A 15819-nucleotide genomic window follows, 5' to 3' on the forward strand; every position below is an offset into this window, starting at 1 on the left:
TCAAAAATAACTGAATTTAAATTGAAAAAATAATAGGAAGGTTTTAAATTGAACAGTAAACCACTGCCCTATTCATAATTTATTCATTTTTAGATAGTAATATACTTACCGCATTACCTCCAAAACCAACAGCATTGATCAAAACTCTTTTCAATTTCCCTTTACGCACCCTATTTTTAAAAAAAGGTGATGGTATAAATGTGTCATGCCTTAGCATTAATATTGCCAATTCTAAATTAAGCAACCCAGAGGTAGCGAACGTATGACCTAATTTCCATTTATTGGTAGTTAATAAAGGCATAGAACCACCAAAAACGGTTTTAATGGCATTATATTCTGATAAATCTCCCTTTACGGTTCCGGGGGCATGCATAACCACCGCATCTATATCGGTAAGAGCAAGGGGACCCATGGCCATTTTCATTGATTTTTGAAAACATTCCGCATTTGTAGATATTGAGGTATTATGCTTAAGTATTTCTGTAGCGTAACCTACACCTTCAATTACGGCAAGGGCATTGCTCACTTTGCCAGGTTCCAAACATGCAACAGTGGCAGCTTCACCCAATATCATGGAATTGGCCTCCTTTTCAAGATATAAAGCTTGGCAAGGAAATTCTTTATCCAATTCTTTACCCGTTATCTCTTTTCTAGCTTCCGCTTTCGCATAGATTTTTAGCGCTTTCATCTGGGCGATGGTGAAATTGGTCAATGGTGCTTCACTGGCACCTATTAAAAATTTATTCACCATACCGCTATTAAGCCATGCCACACCGTTTAGCAAGGAATGTAACCCCGTAGAACAGGTAATTGAATGGGAAATTTCCGGACCTATGGCACCAAGATCATGCGATACCCATGAGGAAATGTTCCCTAGAGTGGTAGTAGGTGAACTTAAGGTCGATGCAATTCCTGTATTTAAAAATTCTTGATGGTACTCTTCAAATAGCTTTGTAGCCCCTCTTGATGACCCCATATTAATTCCAAAATTTGAGGTGTTTTGCCATCCAGCTTGTTCAATGGCCTTTCTCGAAGCCAAAATTGCAAAAAGTACGCTATCATCTAGCTTCTTATATTTTTGATCGGATTTCCTTAACGTTTCAACATTCAACTTTGCAGATTTTGACAATGGGGCTACCCAAACCTTGTGTCCATTTTCTTTCATTAAAGAAAAATAATGGTCATTATTTAGATATGCGTTCCAAATTTCATGGGTTGTTTCTCCCAACGGAGATAAGGAAGAAATGGCAGTTATAGATATTTTTTCTTTCAATATTCTGATCTAAAATGTATTTAACACCTCTGTTATGGTATCGTATATTTTTTGAAGTTGTAGGTTGGTGATGACATATGGCGGCAACACATAAATTGTGTTACCCAAAGGCCTTAGCAAAACCCCTCTTTCTAAAAAAAACCGATAAAGCTCGTCACGCAAATTACCATAGCGTTCTATTTTCAATTGTAAATCAATGGCCAATATTACACCCTTGACCCTAACATTCCCCACTTTTTCATGATTTTCTATTTCTCTAGAAAACCGTCCGTGAGCCTTCTCTATATAAGCTCTTCTTTCTTTTATTTCAGGGGAATTCAGAAGGGCAATACCCGCCAATGCCGCTGCACAACCAATAGGATGGGCACTAAATGTATGGGCGTGAAAAAACCCTTTTTGTACCTCATCACTTAAAAACCTATCATAAACTTTTTGGGAACAACTGGTAATACTTAAAGGAAACATACCTGCGGTAAGGGCCTTGCTTAAACAGATAATATCTGGTTTATTCAACAAATTTTCAGAAGCGAAATCCATACCCGTTTTACCAAAACCGGTCATTATCTCATCTGCAATACAAAGCACATCATGACTTTGACAAAGTTGTATTAAATCATCCAGACCCTGAGCGGAATGGAACTTCATTCCGGCCGCGCCTTGTACCAAGGGTTCAAATATAAAAGCCGCACAATCATTTTCTTCCAAAATAGTTTTTAACTTATTTTTTACAGACACCAAATTGTGCTCTTTTGGTATGGAAATACGAATGACCTTTAAAAGAAAATCTTCAAATGGCCCGTTGTAAGATGAAAGCCCAGATGCGCTCATTGCCCCAAATGTATCCCCATGAAAACCATCTTCAAAAGCAATTAATGTATCACGTCTTTCCCCATGATTATGAAAATATTGCAGGGCCATTTTTATGGCCGCATCAATTGCCGTGGAACCATTGTCATTAAAAAATATTTTTGCTTGGTTTTCTGGCAAAATAGCCATTAACTGTTCTGAAAGCTCTATTGCAGGTTCATGTGTAAGACCACTGAACATCACAAAATCTAACTTTTGCATCTGTTTGGTCATAGCGGATATGATCTGTTCATTACCATGTCCATACATAGTAGTGTACCAAGAGGCTATACCATCTATATATGTATTACCGTCCTCATCATACAAAAGCGCCCCCTTGGCCTTAACAATTGGCAATTGCGGCTTGCTTAACTTATGTTGGGTCAACGGATGCCACAAATATTTTTTATCCCGGGTAGATAGATTTTCCACAGCCATAAATTTATAATTCCTCATTTTATCTATCTTGCAAAGATCGGGAAATAAACCGCAAATTAGAGATGTCCTTGAAAAGAAACAAAAATGTATTTTTTACCATTTCTCAATGGAAAAACCCTAGCATTCTATTCTTCTTTTTTTGCCTGACTTTTTTTATACGTTTCCCTTTTTTCTTTAGGGATTACATTGATAGGGACGAGAGTACATTTATATTATTGGGACAATCTTGGGCTAACGGATTTTTACCCTATACACAGTTATGGGATTTAAAACCGCCATTAACATTTGCCTTTTTTGCCTCCATAATTGCAACATTTGGCAAAAGTTTTATTGCCATTAGGCTAGCCGGTGTCCTTTTAGTATTGATCACAGCATTCTTTACCTTTAAAATTGCGCAGACCGTACTTTCCAAATCGTCTTCTGTGATAATTGGGGTATTCTGTATTGTTTTGTTAAGCCTATTTGGAAGTTTACAGGGAGTAATGTCAGAACATATTTGCGTTGCATTATTCATACCCGGTATATACTTGATACTCTCCAGAAAATCTGCGTTAGCGATCCTTTGTGCGGGTCTTCTAATGGGGGCTACCGTAATGGTTAAACTAAACATGGCTTTTCCCGTATTTTTTATAGGATTATTTCTTTTATACGAAGCCCTTTTTACCAAACAAAAGTCTTACCTAGCATGGACTGTTTTATATGGTGTGGGAATCCTAATCGTAATTATAGCAACAATTATCCCCTATTACATTACGGACCAGCTCTTTGTATGGTGGAAATCAGTAATACTGGCTCCTTTGGAATATACGGGGGCGAGAAGATATTCCATTTTTAAACTTGCACCTATTTTTGTTATTGTTGGGTTATTTCTTCTCTATGCGTTTAAGAACAATTACTTAAATTTTAAAAACAGAACCGTTCAATTACTATTGGTCTCAACTTTTGGGGTATTAGTATCGTTTATAAAAGGTGGTAGAATTAATGGCCACTACCTCATACAACTACACCCGCTGTTCTTAATTCTTGTAGGCATAGTACTTTCTGGTTTATTTCTGAGATACCAACCAAAATTACCAGCTTTTTTACTATTCATTGGGGTATTGATTCCTGCTGAAAGTTATCTGGAGTATATTAATATCACTAAAAACTATTATGAAAAAAATACCTTTTACAATGGTGAGGGTTTTTCAGTTCCACAATATATTATAGATAATAACCTAGAGACCAAGGACATTCTTTTTTTTGAATATCATATAGGCTACTGGAATTTAAATACCCTACCGCCAACTATTGCCGCTACACACCCCAGTAATATCTGTAGAGATGAACTTTTTCCCTTTTTTGGGAATCCAAGAAAGACCGATATTGAAGAATTACAATATCTAATGGAGGAAATACAACCCAAAATAGTAATTACCAGAAAGGGCAAACGAATATTTGACAAGAAATTGACAGACGTAAATACCTATATTGATACCTACCTTTCCTCACATTATGTGAAACTGGCCACCGTTGAGAATGCCGAAATTTTACAACGTCTAGAGTGACTTTAATATTCCTTCAAATTTATCAGCATATTTTTTAACCACTTCTTTTGTAAATTCTTTTTCCTCATCTATTCTACCAATTAAGGAAACGCCTGTCTTATGCAAAATAATGTTTTCTGTCTGCGGGTTTGCTTCGCCACTGAACAATACGGAAACATCATAGCCTTTATGTAATAGCCAATTGATGGTTAAGAGTGAATGGTTGATACTGCCTAAATAATTTCTTGATACTACCACCACCTTATAATCCGGCATAATAATATCAAACATGGTATCCTCATCATTCAACGGTACCAATATTCCACCAGACCCCTCTACAACTAAATTGTTTTCCGTTTCTGGCTCATTAATATGGAACCTATCTATCCTAATACCTTCTAACTCTGCAGCCGCATGCGGGCTCATGGCTGCTTTTAGCTCATAACTACACGGATGAAACTTGGATTTATCATTGGAAATCATTCTTTTTACCTTATCGGTATCCGTATTATCCAAATCTCCGGCCTGTACGGGCTTCCAATAATCTGCTTTTAAAGCTTCAGTAAAAATAGCCGAAGCAATTGTTTTGCCAACTTCAGTTGATATTCCGGTTACAAATATCTTTTGCATTATAATCTTACTTTACGTTTGTAATCATTTTACAATTTAAGCACTTATACTTTCTTTTTTCAAAAAATGGAAAAAGTTTATAAAATACCCCCTTACTGTTATAATATGGTTCTGATTTTTGGGCTTTACAATTAGGACATATAATAGGTTTGCCTTTATCATCTACTGCGTATGCCCTTATCTCATCATAAATAGCAATGGCCCTTTCCTTGTCCTTGGTATACACCTGCAGTTTTACGCCCCCAATTGCATTGCTGATCAAAGGATCGGAATTCAAAGTGTTTTCATCCCTTAAAAATACAGGAATACCTTCAGACTCTAATTTCCCCTTAATAATCTGTACATCTGCCACATATTCAAAAGTTGCTAATTGATAAAATTTATCTTCCATACCTGTTTTAAATAAAACTAGCCAATAATTTAACCAATAAACCTATCTCTTCTTTTGAATTGAAACTATGCAAACAAATCCTAAGCCGTTCTTGTCCTACAGGTACCGTTGGCGCCAATATGGCTTTACTATGAAAACCTTTATCCATTAATTTCTGTGATATTGTCTTTACTTTTCCTGCACCAGACAACACGCAACATTGTATAGCCGTACCACTATCAATAAAATAGTCTTCCAGTTTATATGTTTTGACCTGATCTTTAAAAAATACAATGTTATCCGTTAAGCTCAGTTTTGACTCGCTACCCAGTTCCGTGAAACAGCTATGGGCCGTAATTATTGTGGCCAAAGTATGTGGTGTTAGCCCCGTAGTATAAATTAACGATTTTGCAAAATTGACTAAAAAATCTTTTAGAATTTCATCTCCCAAAACCGCGGCACCATGGCAACCAAATGCTTTACCAAAAGTTATGGTTCTTGCAAAAACCTCCTTTTCTAGACCCAATTTGGCCACAAGCCCTTCTCCATTATCCCCTAGAACCCCAGCAGCATGGGCCTCATCAACAATTAAATGATAGCCGTTACTCTGTGTATAATCTACAAAACGTTTTAAATCCGGAGAATCTCCATCCATTGAAAACACACTTTCCGTAGCAATATATACGGTACTATTTTGTTCATCTGTTCTTGCTAAATTCAACGCTATACGCTCTTGTAAGTTAGAAAGATCGTTATGTGAAAAACTATAGGATTTTGCATTGCTCATTCGTATTCCTTCACGAATACTTGCGTGTACAAATTCGTCATAAAAAATAATATCGCCCCTTTGTGGCACGGTGCTGAACAATCCTAGATTGGCATCAAAACCAGAATTAAAGACCAGCGCTGCCCCTGCCTTATAAAAAGTAGCCAATACCTGTTCTAATTGCCCATAAAACTTATGATTACCAGACAACAACCTAGATCCTCCCGAACCATTAGAGGCCACTCCTTCATTTAAAAGCAATTGAAAAGTTTTGGAAAACAACAATTCATTATGTGCAAATCCTAAATAATCATTGGACAAAAAATCTATTAATCCACTTAACGTGCTTAACTGCCTAAAAGTGTTATCTTCTTTACGGCTTGCCAATAGTTTAGCTAATTTTGTGGGTGTTTTGCTCATTGAGCAAAAATAACTTTTCTATGAATTGAAACGTAGGTTTTTAAAGAATTGAAGAATATTTTACTATTAAGTTTATGAAAAAGAATGTTTTTTAAGAATTATCTTTTAAGATTAGTAGTAAAGCTCATTTAGAATGCTGATAAATAGTCATTTACAAATCATTTAAGTTAAAAATAATAGCCAAATAACATCTAATTGTTAAAGAATAAATATATTTTTGCACAATTTTTAAGGAATTTTCCTACTAATAATATTGTATATTGCTATTACAGCTAAATTCTTTTTCTGATTAATTAGCTATGAAAAAAGATAAAATTACAGATAAGAAGAGATTACAAGCTTTAGATTCTTATGATATTATGGATTCTAAAGAGGAATCCTTATATAACGATATAACGGCCCTTGCTGCCGCTATATGTAATGCTCCTATTAGCTTAATTTCATTGGTTGATGACAAACAACAGTTTTTTAAATCTCACCATGGACTGGATTTAACGAGCACTTCTCTAGATGAATCTTTTTGTAAGTATTTGATTATTGACAATTTAGATATGTTCATCGTTAAAGACCCAAAAGAGGACGAACGATTTGCTAACTATACCACCGTAAAGGATGGTCTTAAAATTGGTTTTTATGCCGGAGTTTCCTTAACCAATGAAGATGGACATCAATTGGGTTCATTATGTGTGATGGACAAAGAATCAAGACAACTGACCAATTTGCAAATAAATGGGTTAAAAACCCTGGCAAAACAAGTCATGCAGTTGTTCGAGTTGCGAAAGTCAAAAAATATAGCAAGACAACAAAAAAACAAATTAGAGCAAAAAGGTATTCTTCTTGACAACATTGTTACTGCAACAGGTATAGGTATTTGGGAACGGGACATCAAGAATAACTTGATGAAATTAAATTATGGTTGCTTAAGCATATTGGGGAATAAATCAAAAACCAAAAAAACAATAGAATACCCTGAATGGGAAGGTTTTATTCACCCAGAAGATTTAGATATGGTCAAAGCAAAACTACAAGACTGTTTTGAAAACAAGACCGAGATATATGATGCAAAATACCGGATTCTAAATTTAAAAGGGGAAATCACTTGGGTTCATGATAACGGTAAAATTTTAACTTGGGAGGATCAACAGCCACTCCTAATGTACGGTACCATTCAAAATATTACCCAGAAAGTGAACGATGATTTTGAATTGATAAAACTCAAAAATAATCAAGATGCCATTATCAACAATACTAAAGACCTTTTGTGGTCCGTAGATACGAATTACAGATTAATAATGGCCAACCACGCCTATCATGAATTGGTCAAGGACAATATAGGGTATCAATTCAGTGTTGGGGATGTGGTTTTTTCAGATAATTTCGATAATGATATAAACGATAAATGGAAAAGTTTTTACGCTAGGGCATTAAAAGGAGAGCAATTTTCTATTAAAGGCAAGTTCTTCAATCCTAAAAAAATGAGTACCACTTATGGCTTAACATCCTTTAACCCCTTATATGACAACAAAGGCAACTTAATAGGTATTACCTGTTATTCTAAGGATATAACTTCAGAAGTATTGGCCCAACAAGTACTATTGAGTGCAAAAGAGGAGATGCAAAAAATAATGGATACTTCTTTAGATATAATATGTACTATTGATGAAGAAGGTTATTTCTTAAGTATTAACAAAGCAGTCAAAGAAGTATGGGGGTATGAACCCAATGACATTATTGGTACAAATTATATAGAATTAGTTTACAAAGAAGACCATTTAGTGACCGAACAATCTGCCGCTTCAGTATTGTCTGGAGAAAAAGTGGTCAATTTTGAAAACAGATACGTACATAAAGATGGTCATCTAGTACCTATGCTTTGGTCTTCTAACTGGGACGGAAAAGATCGCGTGTATTATTGTATTGCTAAAGATAATACCGAAAAGAAAAAAGCCGAACTACAATTAGAGCATAGTGAACGTAGATTTAAATCATTGGTGCAAGATGGTAGTGATTTGATTGCCATATTAGATACAGGAGCCAATTTTGAGTATGTAAGTCCAACCTCTACTAGAATTTTAAAAACCACCCCAGAAGAATTTTTGCACACCAATGCTTTTGATTATGTACATCCAGATGATTATGATGAAGTTCTAAAACAATTTTACGAAATATTGGAAGTACCCCAAACCAAAATACGGCCATTTAGATTTAAAATTAAAAATACAGACGAATATATATGGATGGAAACTACCGTAACCAATAAACTTAATGATCCAACCATAAACGGTATTGTTGTAAATTCAAGAGACGTAACCAATCGGTTAAACTACCTTAAGGCAATTGAAAAACAAAATTCACAATTAAAGGAAATCGCATGGACACAATCTCATGAACTTAGAGCTCCCGTTGCTAGATTATTGGGATTGATTACCCTTATTAGGGACGAAAATCATGATCTTGATTTTGAAGAAAAAGACCGTATGTTACAGTATATATATGATTCTGCCAACGAAATAGATGTAGTCATTAAAAAAATTGTAGATAGCACAGTTTCACAAATGAATATAGAAGAAATTAAATGAGTTATAAGATTATTGTAATAGAAGATGATCCCATATTCACCTTTTTATTGGAAAAAGGGTTAAAAGCAACGGGTATTACAGGTGAAACCACTTTGTTTACCAATGGATCAACTGCTATAGATTTTTTAAAGGAAGATTTTTGTAACGACAATAATTACGTGGTTTTTTTAGATTTGAATATGCCGGTAATGAACGGTTGGAAATTTATGGAACATTTTGAAGTCCTGGCCAATGTAGATAATTGTATGGTCTTTGTATTGACATCTTCGGGAAATAAATTGGATATTGAAAATCTTATGGCCAGTCCTTTGGTAAGTGATTATGTTATAAAACCCATAAATGACGTGGTCTTCAAAAAAATAAAAACTACCATTAATACTAAATTTAGCGAATAGCTGTTTTTCCACACTTCAAAATCGGAATTAAAATTATTCATACGTGCCATAGCTTCATTATATTAGCTAAAAACATTGTATGCGCTATTTTCCATTCATTTTTATTTTTTTGTCAACGACCCTACTTAGGGCACAGACCAATCATTACACCATTTCATTTGATAATGCCATACACCATGAAGCGGCAATATCAATAAACTTTCCAAATATTGACCAAGATACTTTGTTGGTTAGGATGAGTAGAACATCCCCTGGACGATATGCCCTCCATGAATTTGCCAAAAACGTTTATGGTTTTAAGGCAAAAGACGCCAAGGGCAACTCATTAACCGTTCATAGACCCAACCCATATGAATGGAAAATTACCGGCCACAAGGGTAACGTAACTATAGAGTATATTTTATTTGCCAATAGAGGAGATGGCACCTATTCTCAAATAGATGAAACCCATGCACATTTAAATATACCGGCAACATTTATGTACGCCCCGTCTCTCAGTTCTAGAAACATTACCGTAGAGTTCAACACAAGAGATGATTTAAATTGGAAAATAGCTACACAGTTACCACAAGTACGTAACAATACGTATAGTGCTCCAAATCTTTACTATTTTATGGATAGCCCTACGGAGCTGAGCAATCACAAGGTGCGCGAATTTAAAGTAGACGGACAAACTATAAAATTAGCACTTCATGATCCCGGAACCGAAGAAGCTGCTGACGCATATTTTGAAAAAGTAAAGAAAGTTGTACTTGCCGAAAAAGAAGTTTTTGGAGAGTTACCAAAGTTTGACTACAGCACTTACACCTTTTTAGCCTGCTATATGCCAAATGCATCAGGAGACGGTATGGAACATAGAAATTCTACCATTCTAACAAGTACTAGAACACTTGCCAATGGTGGAATGGAAAGAAATATTGGCACCGTATCCCATGAATTTTTTCATAGTTGGAACGTTGAACGTATAAGGCCAAAATCTTTAGAACCATTTGATTTTGAAGAAGCCAACATGAGTGGAGAGCTTTGGTTTGCCGAAGGTTTTACAAGCTACTATACAAACCTTATACTTTGTCGTGCTGGGTTGATAACACCAGAAAAATATATAGAGGGGCTAACAGGTACTTTTAACTATGTATGGAATTCACCTGCCAGACAATTTTTTAATCCCATTGAAATGAGTTACCAAGCTCCCTTTGTAGATGCAGCAACATCTGTAGACCCTGTAAATAGGGAAAACACTTTTATTTCCTATTATTCTTATGGAAGTGTACTTGGGTTAGCCCTGGATTTATCGCTAAGGGAAAAAGGATTAAATTTAGACGAGTTCATGAAACAAGTATGGGGAACCTATGGCACCACCGAAAAGCCATATACCATAGAAAATCTAAATAATTCATTAAACCTCTATGCCGGAAAAGCGTTTGGAGACGACTTCTTCAACAGTTATATCTACAAAAGCGAAATGCCGGGATATACCGAACTATTTAAAACAGTAGGGGTAAATTTATCTCAAGATAAAGAAACCGCCTATTTCGGTGCCGCTGTATCCATAACAGATGATTTAAATGGGGAAATAAGAAGCAATACCAAAATTGGGAGTCCCGCTTACAAAGCCGGATTGGATAAAGGTGATATCATTACGTCTATAAATAATAAACCATTCCCTAATGGTATTCAATTCAATACATTCATAAAACAATTTAAACCTGATGATAAACTAACCGTACAGTTTAATAGGCTTGGAATTGATATGACCACAGAGGTTATTTTAACTTCTGATCCTTCTTATACTATTCAATTACAAGAAAAAGAAGGAAACACACCTTCCAAAAATGTATTAAAAGCACGTAAAGCCTGGTTAAAAACGGAATAAATGAGCATTCTATTCACAACCGCTAAAAACAAGGAAGATTTAGTTCAAATTCTGTCACTACAGGAAATGAACCTCAAGTCTGCTGTCTCTAGTGATGAAATGAAGCAAGAAGGTTTTGTTACCGTGCGCCATACATTAGATGTGCTGACCAAAATGAATACTGCTTGCCCGCATATTATTGCAAAGGATGGCGATAAGGTTGTAGGTTACGCACTTTCTATGACCAATGATTTTAAGGATGAAATTTCAGTGTTAAGACCAATGTTCAAGGAATTGGAAAATATGAGCATTAAAAACTTTATAACCATGGGTCAAATTTGTGTTGCCAAAACCCATAGAAAACAAGGTATTTTTCGAGGACTATATGAAGCAATGAAGAAAGCTTCTTACCCTAAATATGAAGCAATTATCACAGAAGTAGATGCTATCAACTCCCGCTCTTTAGGCGCACATTATGCAGTTGGTTTTGAAAAAATTTGCACGTACAATTCATTAGGACAAGATTGGGAATTAATTGCTTTAAAAACAGGTGCATAGTGAAGAGTTTTTTTATTTAACCTCCTTCCATATATAGTTATTGGGCTCAGTCGCATCAAGAAAATCAATTTCTAATGTTCTTGCTATACTCTCACCAAATAAATAAGCCTGTTCTTTAGAATTACTTTCATATACATTAAAATGTCTATTGGTACCATACCATAAATTTGCTTCAAATATATAATCACCGTTAACCAAAGGTTGCTTAAATACAGAAACATAATTTATTTTCGGTAGTTCTTTCCATCTTCCATACTTAATAGGCCCAACACAGTATTGAAGTTTATATTTTTTATTTTTCAAATCAAAAAGCACATCCTTTACTATTGAAAATACCAAAGCATTGGGTAAAATTAAAAGAATAACTTTTAAGGTATGTACCCCTCTTATAAAGGAAGGCTTAAAATCGATAAAATAAAAAAGCAGTAAAGCTATAATAGCTGTATAATGAATAGCGGCAACTATTAACTGCCACAAAGGTCTATTACCTTCTGATATGATTACATTATTCTTTTGCATCAATATTAAGAACGACAAAAGCCATACTCATCGTATGGCTTTTGTCTATAAAAATAATTTCTCTAGCTTTTAATCCGCTAGTACAATAACTTTATTATTCTTAAGCTCAATAGTACCACTAGAAATTTCTAAAACCGTATTTCCAGCTGCATCTTTAGAGAACTTTGAGGCATATTCATCCTCTACAATAATATTGCCTGCAACCTTCACCTTACCCTCTTGTAATAAGGATACAATAGGGGCGTGATCTTTTAACATCTGAAACTCACCATTTATACCCGGTACCGTTACCGATGTTACTTCGCCTGCAAATAATGTTGCTTCTGGTGATACAATTTCTAAATACATATTTTTTCAGTATTCAGTAATCAGTGTTCAGTAATCGAATGCATAACTGCAAACTGCTACCGCAAACTGTTTACTAGATTTAAGCTTCAGTCAACATTTTCTCACCAGCTTCAATAGCCTCTTCGATCGTACCTTTAAGGTTAAAAGCAGATTCTGGTAAGTGATCTAATTCACCATCCATAATCATATTAAAACCTTTAATAGTCTCCTTAATGTCTACCAATACACCAGGTATACCCGTAAATTGTTCGGCAACGTGGAAAGGTTGAGATAAGAAACGTTGTACACGACGTGCTCTACCTACTGCTAATTTATCTTCTTCGGACAATTCTTCCATACCAAGGATGGCGATAATATCCTGAAGCTCTTTGTAACGTTGTAAAAGCTCTTTAACCCTTTGTGCACAAGCATAATGGTCCTTTCCTAAAATTTCCGCCGTTAAAATTCTTGAAGTAGAATCTAAAGGATCTACCGCAGGATAAATACCAAGCTCTGCAATTTTACGAGACAATACGGTTGTTGCATCTAAGTGAGCAAACGTTGTTGCCGGTGCCGGATCCGTTAAATCATCCGCAGGTACATATACCGCTTGTACGGAGGTAATAGAACCTCTTTTTGTTGATGTAATACGTTCTTGCATAGCACCCATTTCAGTTGCCAATGTTGGTTGGTAACCTACCGCAGATGGCATACGACCCAATAAGGCAGAAACCTCAGAACCTGCTTGTGTAAAACGGAAAATGTTATCCACGAAGAAAAGTACATCTTTACCTTGACCTTCGCCTGCTCCATCACGGAAATATTCTGCAATGGTTAATCCGGAAAGGGCAACTCTTGCACGGGCTCCAGGTGGTTCGTTCATTTGACCGAATACGAATGTTGCCTTGGAATCTTTCATTATATTCTTATCGACCTTGTTCAAATCCCATCCGCCTTCTTCCATAGAATGCATGAAATCGTCACCGTATTTAATAATACCGGACTCTAACATCTCACGAAGTAAATCATTTCCTTCACGAGTTCTTTCACCTACACCAGCAAATACAGAAAGACCACCATGACCTTTCGCAATGTTGTTGATCAATTCTTGAATCAATACGGTTTTACCAACTCCTGCACCACCAAATAATCCAATTTTACCACCTTTTGCATAGGGCTCGATCAAATCGATAACCTTAATACCTGTGAATAAAACCTCGGTAGACGTAGAAAGGTCTTCGAATTTTGGCGCCTCTCTGTGGATTGGCAAACCATTTTCTCCTGATTTTGGCAAATTACCCAAACCATCAATAGCATCTCCAATTACATTGAACAAACGTCCATAAACATCATCACCCACAGGCATTTGTATCGCACTTCCAGTAGCAACCACTTCAACACCTCTACTTAGACCATCGGTAGAATCCATAGATATTGTTCTAACCGTATTTTCTCCAACATGGGACTGTACCTCTAAAACCAAAATAGACTTATCCTTGTTTACAATTTCCAAGGAATCATAGATTTTAGGTAGATCAGCACCTGATTGAAATTCTACATCAACCACTGGTCCAATGATTTGCGAAACTTTACCTGTAACTTTTGACATTACTTTTATGTTTATGTATTACGTTTAATATAACCTTAAAAATGCTCTCATTTTCAGGCTGCAAAGATATGCTATTCAATTTTAATCAAAAACAGTTTTTTAGCTTTTTTACAAAACAATAAAGGTGCCCTTGGAGCACCTTTATTTATTGATAAATTTATATTCAACTACTGTAATGCCGGCGAATAATTTGTAGGGTAATCGCCTACATTCAACAAATTACCGGAAGCTTCAAAGTTTGATCCATAGGTTGCATCTATTGCTTTCATAAACTCATTTGCCAATAAAGCATAGCCTCTTGCCGTAGGGTGTACCCCATCTAAAGAAAATGCGCTACCTGTTACCAAACTAGAAGTTAAGGTAAAATCGCCACTGGTAATACCTCCATTGGCCAATTGTTTTAAAAGAGAATTGGCATCTACCAATGCAAGTCCTGCTTGTGCAGCCGTTGATTCTATAATTTGATTGAAGGCTTCAGTTGCAACAGCGATTTCTTCTTGCTCACTAGGCAATAGCACCCATTTATCGGATAGTGGTATTGCTACACCGTTTACGGATAATGGGTTGTTTGGGTCTGCCAAAGTACCTATAAAACTAGAAGCCGGCAACACTAACAAATCATTCTCCGTAGCCTGTCTAAGTTTAGGTAATGCCGCAAAGGCGGGATTTATAGCTCCTAAATCTGTTAATGTCTCATCTTCGATCACAACCGCATTATTAGACCCTTCAGCAAAACTGATGGTTCTAGCTTCCAATTCTTCTTCCGTAAATAGCCCTGTACCGGCAAGCGCTCCAAAAGCAGCTTGTAGTCCTCCATTATACTGTGCATAAGCATTATTCACAGCTGCTGCAGTGGCAGCATCTAACGGTACCGGATTGTGTGGAACCGTAGTAAAGTGCGGAATATCTACCACATTAGGTATATTGGCAACCACTCCTTGAGCACCACCTGCAGTTAAAGTAGCTATTAGAGCACCATAACTACCATCAAAACCTACTCCTGGAACTCCTGATACCGGGGTAATAGGGTTGGTCCCATCTCCACCGCTAGTAGCATAACCCAATACATCATTATTTCCAATCCATAAAGAGAAAAAACTTGGGGCTTGACTTACCGCCATTTCCAAAACGCTTATATCTGGAGTACTCCCCGTCATCCTTACAAAGTAAGGATTTGCCAGTCCCAGTTGTACATTAGCCAAATTTCCATATCCGGGTGCTAATAAGTGAAAACTTTTTGCTCCAGGTACCCCCAAATTATTAAATGGTCCTGTTGGATTATTCAATACAATATCCGTAGAAACCGTAACCGGACCTATTACAGATTCTAAAGGTACAGGACCGGCTCCACCAAATACCAATCTTGGATCCTGAATTCTTGCCCCACCTGCTGCAAGACCTCCTATATTATCATTGGTTAACGGTTGTACAAAACTACCGCCACCTACCAAGCTAAATTTTTGGGATAGCAAATTTGGCAACGACATACTTTGACCTGCTTGAAATAAAGCATTATCTGTAAAACCTGCCGTTAATGAATTTCCTAAAGCAACATAATTTGAAAAGTCTGCCGACCCCGCTGTTAATTCTACCTGCTCTTCTACAATCACCTCTGGTGAAAGATCCACATCCTCTGGCTCATTACATGCTGTAAAAGCCAAAATCCCTATAGATATATATATAAATTTTAAATTTTTCATTTCAACTCCTT

General features: G+C 36.1%; 14 protein-coding genes. 5 read left to right on the forward strand and 9 right to left on the reverse strand.

Annotated elements, in window-relative coordinates; translation table 11 throughout:
- Window positions 1-79: 79 nt before the first annotated feature.
- A complete protein-coding gene (locus tag ABVM52_RS06245) occupies window positions 80-1273 on the reverse strand; it encodes a beta-ketoacyl synthase N-terminal-like domain-containing protein (protein WP_405384552.1) in 1194 nt (397 codons plus the stop codon).
- Window positions 1274-1282: 9 nt separating this feature from the next.
- Window positions 1283-2575, reverse strand: a complete 1293-nt coding sequence (gene bioA, locus ABVM52_RS06250; protein WP_405384553.1) for an adenosylmethionine--8-amino-7-oxononanoate transaminase — start codon at window positions 2573-2575, stop codon at window positions 1283-1285.
- A 44-nt stretch (window positions 2576-2619) separates the two neighbouring features.
- Here bioA and ABVM52_RS06255 point away from each other — a divergent pair, with 44 nt between their 5' ends.
- Entirely contained in the window at window positions 2620-4104 is a 1485-nt protein-coding gene (locus ABVM52_RS06255) for an ArnT family glycosyltransferase (protein ID WP_405384554.1), read from the forward strand.
- Here the strand turns inward: ABVM52_RS06255 and bioD are convergent.
- From bioD to ABVM52_RS06270, 3 genes are read right to left on the reverse strand one after another with little or no spacing between them, the layout of a single operon-like run.
- Entirely contained in the window at window positions 4096-4713 is a 618-nt protein-coding gene (gene bioD / locus ABVM52_RS06260) for a dethiobiotin synthase (protein WP_405384555.1), read from the reverse strand. The two genes, ABVM52_RS06255 and bioD, sit on opposite strands and share 9 nt — an antisense overlap.
- A 7-nt stretch (window positions 4714-4720) precedes the next feature.
- Complete coding sequence (locus ABVM52_RS06265; protein WP_405384556.1) at window positions 4721-5104, reverse strand: DUF2007 domain-containing protein; 384 nt, start codon at window positions 5102-5104, stop codon at window positions 4721-4723.
- Between the two features lie 7 nt (window positions 5105-5111).
- Complete coding sequence (locus tag ABVM52_RS06270) at window positions 5112-6269, reverse strand: aminotransferase class I/II-fold pyridoxal phosphate-dependent enzyme (protein ID WP_405384558.1); 1158 nt, start codon at window positions 6267-6269, stop codon at window positions 5112-5114.
- A gap of 299 nt (window positions 6270-6568) precedes the next feature.
- On the opposite strand from ABVM52_RS06270, the gene ABVM52_RS06275 reads away from it, so the two are divergent.
- The 4 genes from ABVM52_RS06275 (at window position 6569) to ABVM52_RS06290 (ending at window position 11653) form a co-directional block, all read left to right on the forward strand.
- Window positions 6569-8848, forward strand: a complete 2280-nt coding sequence (locus ABVM52_RS06275) for a PAS domain S-box protein (protein ID WP_405384559.1) — start codon at window positions 6569-6571, stop codon at window positions 8846-8848.
- A complete protein-coding gene (locus tag ABVM52_RS06280) occupies window positions 8845-9243 on the forward strand; it encodes a two-component system response regulator (protein WP_405384560.1) in 399 nt (132 codons plus the stop codon). The genes ABVM52_RS06275 and ABVM52_RS06280 overlap by 4 nt, the downstream gene beginning before the upstream one ends.
- 79 nt (window positions 9244-9322) lie before the next feature.
- Window positions 9323-11116 (forward strand): M61 family metallopeptidase, encoded by a 1794-nt coding sequence (locus ABVM52_RS06285; protein WP_405384561.1) that lies wholly within the window; start codon window positions 9323-9325, stop codon window positions 11114-11116.
- A complete protein-coding gene (locus ABVM52_RS06290; RefSeq protein ID WP_405384562.1) occupies window positions 11117-11653 on the forward strand; it encodes a GNAT family N-acetyltransferase in 537 nt (178 codons plus the stop codon). It begins immediately after the preceding gene.
- 12 nt (window positions 11654-11665) lie between these two features.
- On the opposite strand, the gene ABVM52_RS06295 is transcribed toward ABVM52_RS06290, so the two are convergent.
- The 4 genes from ABVM52_RS06295 to ABVM52_RS06310 all read right to left on the reverse strand — a co-directional run bounded on the left by ABVM52_RS06295 (window position 11666) and on the right by ABVM52_RS06310 (window position 15808).
- A complete protein-coding gene (locus tag ABVM52_RS06295; protein WP_405384563.1) occupies window positions 11666-12172 on the reverse strand; it encodes a hypothetical protein in 507 nt (168 codons plus the stop codon).
- A gap of 69 nt (window positions 12173-12241) precedes the next feature.
- Window positions 12242-12520 carry a F0F1 ATP synthase subunit epsilon gene (locus tag ABVM52_RS06300; RefSeq protein ID WP_405384564.1) on the reverse strand — a complete coding sequence of 93 codons (279 nt, stop codon included), beginning with the start codon at window positions 12518-12520 and terminating at the stop codon, window positions 12242-12244.
- 79 nt (window positions 12521-12599) lie between these two features.
- Window positions 12600-14108, reverse strand: a complete 1509-nt coding sequence (atpD, locus tag ABVM52_RS06305; protein ID WP_405384565.1) for a F0F1 ATP synthase subunit beta — start codon at window positions 14106-14108, stop codon at window positions 12600-12602.
- 167 nt (window positions 14109-14275) lie between these two features.
- On the reverse strand, window positions 14276-15808 hold the full coding sequence (locus tag ABVM52_RS06310) for an SGNH/GDSL hydrolase family protein (RefSeq protein WP_405384566.1): 1533 nt from the start codon (window positions 15806-15808) through the stop codon (window positions 14276-14278).
- Between the last annotated feature and the right edge of the window lie 11 nt (window positions 15809-15819).

This window comes from Maribacter sp. LLG6340-A2, from assembly GCF_045057105.1.
GTDB lineage: Bacteria > Bacteroidota > Bacteroidia > Flavobacteriales > Flavobacteriaceae > Maribacter.